This window comes from Actinomycetota bacterium (assembly GCA_030776725.1).
Lineage (GTDB): Bacteria > Actinomycetota > Nitriliruptoria > Nitriliruptorales > JAHWKO01 > JAHWKW01.
The window spans coordinates 1-5,571 of the sequence record JALYHG010000012.1 but is presented as its reverse complement, the minus strand read 5'-3'; the positions used below and the strand labels follow the sequence as shown (position 1 = coordinate 5,571).

Annotated in this window: 4 protein-coding genes; 2 read left to right on the top strand and 2 right to left on the bottom strand. The window is 71.0% G+C overall.

Annotated elements, in window-relative coordinates; all coding sequences use genetic code 11:
• The coding region (locus M3N57_00450) for a transglycosylase domain-containing protein (GenBank protein MDP9021176.1) at positions 1 to 2,009 on the top strand (2,009 nt) is incomplete at its 5' end.
• On the opposite strand, the gene M3N57_00445 is transcribed toward M3N57_00450, so the two are convergent.
• On the bottom strand, positions 2,006 to 2,542 hold the full coding sequence (locus M3N57_00445; GenBank protein MDP9021175.1) for an RDD family protein: 537 nt from the start codon (positions 2,540 to 2,542) through the stop codon (positions 2,006 to 2,008). The two genes, M3N57_00450 and M3N57_00445, sit on opposite strands and share 4 nt — an antisense overlap.
• Before the next feature lie 132 nt (positions 2,543 to 2,674).
• On the opposite strand from M3N57_00445, the gene M3N57_00440 reads away from it, so the two are divergent.
• Positions 2,675 to 5,065: a PBP1A family penicillin-binding protein gene (locus tag M3N57_00440; GenBank protein ID MDP9021174.1), complete on the top strand. Its 2,391-nt coding sequence runs from the start codon at positions 2,675 to 2,677 to the stop codon at positions 5,063 to 5,065.
• 70 nt (positions 5,066 to 5,135) lie between these two features.
• On the opposite strand, the gene M3N57_00435 is transcribed toward M3N57_00440, so the two are convergent.
• Positions 5,136 to 5,571, bottom strand: a 436-nt coding sequence (locus M3N57_00435) for an SDR family NAD(P)-dependent oxidoreductase (protein ID MDP9021173.1), incomplete at its 5' end; no start/stop codon positions are given.

The following is a 5,571-nucleotide window of genomic DNA, read 5'->3' as shown; positions in this document are numbered from 1 at the left end:
GGGCTGTGCGGCACGCCGCGGCCCGCAGCCGTGCCGCGGCCTCGCGGACCCGGCAGGGCCTGCGCACCGCGACTGTCATCGCTGCGGCGTGGCTCGTCCTCGCGGCCGACCGCGTCCACCGCTCGGTGAGAGGCCCCACCGTCCGGCGTCTGGCCAGCGGTTCCACCCTCGCGAGCGCCGTTGTCAGCGTCGCCGCGTTGGGGACGTTGGCGGTGGCCTACGCCGGGGCGCACGTCCCCCCTGCGGCGGGTGCGCTCCCGACCGTCGTGGTCGACGTCGAAGGGCGCGAACTCGGCTCGCTCCGCGCCCAGGCACACGACCCCGTCGCGGTCGACGAGCTCCCCGCGCACGTGGTGCACGCCGTGCTGGCGGCCGAGGACCGAAGCTTCCGCCGCCACCACGGGATCTCGATCCGTGGCAGCCTGCGGGCGCTGTGGGCGAACCTCACCGCAGGCACCGTCGAGCAGGGCGGATCCACCATCACCCAGCAGTACGTCGGTCTGCTGACAGGCCAACTGCGACCCGGGTGGAGGGAGAAGGTCGAAGAAGCGCTGATATCTCTCAAGTTGGAACGCCAGCTCGACAAGGACACGATCCTCCAGCGCTACCTCAACACCGTCTACTGGGGGCGGGGCGCGTACGGCATCGGCGCTGCGGCGCGGACCTACTTCGGCGTGCCCGCCACGCAGCTCGACGTCAACCAGGCTGCGACCCTGGCTGCCATGATCGCCCAGCCCGAGCAGCTGGACCCGGCCAGAGTGCCGCACACCCTCAACGTGCGTCGGGTATCCACGCTGCGAGGGATGTCCGCCCAAGGTTGGCTACCGGCCGCCGCGGCCGACGACGCCATCGCCGCAGGTGTGCCCGGCGCCCTGCGTGGCAACGCCGTCGCCCACGACGTTGGCCCCTACTACCTCGACGCGGTTCGTGAGCAGCTCGCGGCCCAGCTCGGCGAGGACGCCCCGTTCACCGGCTACCAGGTCCAGGTCGAGATGGACCTGGAGCTGCAACGGCTCGCGGAGCAGGTCGTCGCCGACCATCTCGACGCGCAGGCCGACTCCGGCGCGCTCGTCGCGATCGACCCGCGCGACGGCGGGGTCCGTGCGATGGTGGGTGGGCCCGACTACGCCAGGCAGCCGCTCAACACCGCTGTCCAGTCGCGACGGCCCGCAGGCTCGGCGTTCAAGCCGTTCACGCTCGCCGCGTTCGTCGAAGCGGGGTACGCGCCGTCCTCTCGCTTCCGCGCGCCGCGCGAGATCGACGTCGAGGTCCCCGGCCCGGATGTGACGGTGGCGAACTACGCCCGCTCCAGTTACGGCGTCCAGACCGTGCGCGAGGCCACCACCACCTCGACCAACACCGTCTACATGCAGATGGTGGCGACGGTCGGTCCTGAGGCGGTCGTTGACGTCGCCCGCCGCGCCGGGATCCGCAGCGAGCTCCCGGCGGTGCCGACCATCGCGCTCGGCGTCGGAGATGTCTCCCCGCTGGAACTGGCCACCGGGTACGCGACGCTGGCCGGCGGTGGGGTGCTGACAGAACCCCGTCTGATCCGACAGGTGGTCGCCCACGACGGCACGGTGGTCCGTCGCGACCAGCCGCGGCACACCCGCGCCATGGAGGTGCGCACGGCACAGGTCGTCACGGACGTGCTGACACGGGTCATGGAGTCGGGCACCGGGAAGGCAGCGGACATCGACCGGCCGGCAGCGGGGAAGACGGGGACCACCAACGCACACCGTGACGCGTGGTTCGCCGGTTACGTCCCCGAGCTCGTGACGGTCGTGTGGTACGGCAACCTCGACAACAGCCCGATGGACCGCATGACCGGCGGGGCGCTCCCGGCTGAGACCTGGGCGGCGTTCATGTCGGCGGCCCTCGACGGGCAACCAACCGGCGACTTCCCCACGCCCGACCTGACCGGGTTACGCAGCATCGACCGCATGCCACGGGAAACCGAGCGGAACACGCCCCGCCAGACGGCGCAACGCCCGAGCGGAGACAGCTAGCCGGCCTCGATCACGACTGTGCCAGCGAAGCGGTCGTGGAAGCCGCGGTGGTCGGGGTCGTTGACGAGGTAGCTGATCAGCCCCGCGAGGAGCAGCCCCGCCGAGACGATCATGACGAGCACGTCGAGCGGGAACCACGGGATCCAGGCCGCCGGCCACGGCAGGTAGAAGATGACGCGCCGCCTGAACGCGTCGGCATGGTCGATCGGCGACCCGTCGGGGCGGACGACCGCGAGGTCCATCACCATCTTCCCGATCGACTGGGCACGCGATCCCTCCGTGTACAGCCAGTACCCCAGGTGGACGGCGAGTGTCACAACGGTGACGCCGAGCCGCGCGAGCGTGGTGCCACCTCCAGCGCCACCCATAGCCGGTCCCGCGACACCGACGATCCTCATGATCACCGTGACGACGAGGCCGAGGGTGAGCAGGACCACGAAGTCGATCACGTCCGCACCGATGCGACGCCCGACGTCGGCGGGTTCCCACTTTCCGTCTGGAGCACCGCCGGCAGCTGCAGACCGCCCGTTCATGCGCCTCCTCCGCGTCGAGGTCGCGCGCCCACCGTAACCTCGGCCCGACGCCAATCGAGGCCGGTTGACGATGCGTCCAACCGGCCGGGACACAACGTCGCGCAACGAGCCGTACACGGGGAGTATCTGGCCATGGCACGAACAACGTCGCCGGACCGCGCCGCCGGGCAGCCCTGGTACCGCGCGCTGTGGCAGCCGGGGCAGCCCTGGTACCGCCAACCCGCCGTGTACGTCCTCACGATCCCCGCGCTGCTGGGCATCCTCGCGCTGTTCTTCCTGTCCGCCTACCTGTTCGCCGCCGTCCCCCTCCCCGAGGACATCGCCGCGACGGCGACCAAGGTCCTCGACCGAGAGGGGCGCGAGGTCGGTTCCCTGTCCCCCACAGCCGCCCGCGAGGACGTCGACCTCGGGGAGCTGCCCGAGCACGTCCCGCAAGCGGCGATGGCAGCCGAGGACCGGGCGTTCTACGAGCATGGCCCGATCTCCCTGCCGGCCACCCTGCGCGCACTGTTCGCCAACGTCCGTGCCGGCGAGATCGAGGAGGGCGGCTCCACGATCACCCAGCAGTACATCAAGAACGCGGCGCTGTCACCGGAGCGGACGTTCTGGCGCAAGGCCAACGAAGCGGTCCTCGCCGTCAAGATGGAGCAGCAGTACTCGAAGGATCAGATACTGGAGTTCTACCTGAACACGATCTACTTCGGGCGGGGCGCGTACGGGATCCAGTCCGCGGCCAAGACCTACTTCGCACGCCCCGCCGCCGAGCTCACGGTCAACCAGGCCGCCACCCTCGCCGGGATGATCCAGGCTCCCGAGAGGCTGGACCCCGCGGAGGACCCCGTCAGCGCCGACCGCCGCCGCCGCTACGTCCTCGACGGCATGGTCACCGAAGGGTGGTTGTCGCAGGCGGAGGCCGAGCAGATCAAGGCGGAGGGCCTACCGGAGACGACCGCCCGACAGACCGTCGATCGCGGACCGGCCGCGTACTACCTCGATGCGCTGCGACAGGAGCTGACACAGGTCCTCGGCGGGGAGGAGGCCGTCTACCGTGGCCTGGTGGTCCACACCGAGATGGACGCGCGGATGCAGAGCGCCGCTCAGGCGGTGCTCACCAAGAAGATCGCACAGTTCAACCAGGAGGCCGGCGGCGGACCGCCCGTATCGGGCGCGATCGTGTCGATCGACCCGGAGAACGGCGGGGTCCGCGCTCTCGTCGGCGGACCTGACATCGGCGTCCAACCGTTCAACGCCGCGGTCGCGAGCCCCAGCACCGGTGAGAACCAGGGCAACCAGCCCGGGTCGGCGTTCAAGCCGTTCGGCTTGGCCGCCTTCGTCGCCGCCGGTAACCACCCCGACCGGTCGACGTTCCCCGCACCCGCGCAGATCACGGTGGACTTCGAGGGCTACGACCCCTACCGGGTGCGCAACTTCGCGCACCAGGGGTTCGGGCGCCAGACCGTCCGCCAGGCGACGCTCACCTCCACCAACACCGTCTTCGTCCAGCTCGCCAAGGAGGTGGGCTCGGCGGCCGTGAAGGACATGGCCGTCGAAGCGGGCATCCCGGCGGAGTGGCTCCACACGCACCCGTCGTTGATCCTCGGCAGCGCCGACGTCAGCGTGCTCAGCATGGCGGAGGGGTACGCCACGTTCGCCGCTGGAGGGGTGCATGCGGAGCCTCGGATGGTCCGCCGTGTCGAGGATGGTGACGGGCAGGTCATCGTCGACTCCAGGCCACGACACGACGGCGCGATCACGGCCAACGTCGCCTACGTCATCAGCGACATCCTGCAGGACAACATCCGCTCGGGGACCGGGACGCGCGCAGCGATCGGCCGCCCGGCCGCGGGGAAGACGGGAACCACCACGGACGGTCGCGACGGCTGGTTCGTCGGGTACGTCCCCCAGTTAGCGACGGCGGTGTGGTTCGGCAACGTCGAGAACCGGGAGCTGCAGGTGGAGCTGACCGGAGGCAGCTACCCGGCCGCGACCTGGGGTGAGTACATGGCGCAGGCCGTCGAGGGGCTCGACGTCGTGGACTTCCCCGAGCCGGACTACTCAGCGCTGACAGGCGTGGGCGGGGAGCCCGAACCGGGGCCGTCACCCGACGAGTCTCCGACCCTGCAACCGGTCGAGTGCCCCGACGCTGAAGGAGGATCGTTCCAGACGGTGCTGGCACCCGGGGAGGAGTGCCCGTCACCGTCACCATCACCTAGCCCGTCACCGTCACCCAGCCCGTCACCGTCACCCAGCCCGTCACCGACCCGCTCACCCACTCGGTCGCCGACACCGGATCCCACGCCCACCCGGACACAGAGCCCCTCACCGACGCCGACCCGGACGCAGACCGCGGATCCGACTCCAACGGACACGTCGCAGAACGGCGACTCGATCCTGCCCGGCGAGGGCGGTGCCGGTGTGGGCGCTGGCGGCGGCGGGACCGAGACCAGTTCCCCGTCGCCGACACCGACCCCGTCGCCGACACCGACCCCGTCGCCGACGGCGACGGCGACGACCGGGGGCTAGACGGCAGCGTCCGACGGGCGCCCCAGCCGTCACAGCGCGGCGACCGTCCCGCCGCCGGCGGCGACCGTGGTCAGTCCAGGTCGCGCAGATCCACCACCGAGCCGTTGTCCAGATCCCGGTCCAGCAGCGACCAGATCCCGCGGGCCGCGTCCTCCGGAGCGACCAGGTCGCCGGCCTCGTGCAGATCGATGAACTTCCCGACGTTGGGGAAGTCACGTTCAGGCGTGTCGCGGATCTCTGCCTGCATCGCGGTGGCGACCGTCCCGGGAGCGACCGAGATGACCCGCAGCCGGGACCCGCGGCGCTCGCGCTCCGCACCGACCGTGCGGACCCAGTGATCGACCGCAGCCTTCCCGGGACCGTACGCCGACCATCCCTCGTACACGCTGGTGGCCGCCCCGGACGTGATCATCACCAGGTGGCCGTCAACGTCGAGGTCCCGAGCCGCGGCGACGAACGCGTCGCCGAGGATCTGCGGCGACGCGCTGTTCAACAGCACCTGACGG

Coding starts and splice junctions, on each gene's coding strand:
- M3N57_00445 (MDP9021175.1), bottom strand. CDS start 2,542: ATGAACGGGCGGTCTGCAGCTGCCGGCGGTGCTCCAGACGGAAAGTGG.
- M3N57_00440 (MDP9021174.1), top strand. CDS start 2,675: ATGGCACGAACAACGTCGCCGGACCGCGCCGCCGGGCAGCCCTGGTAC.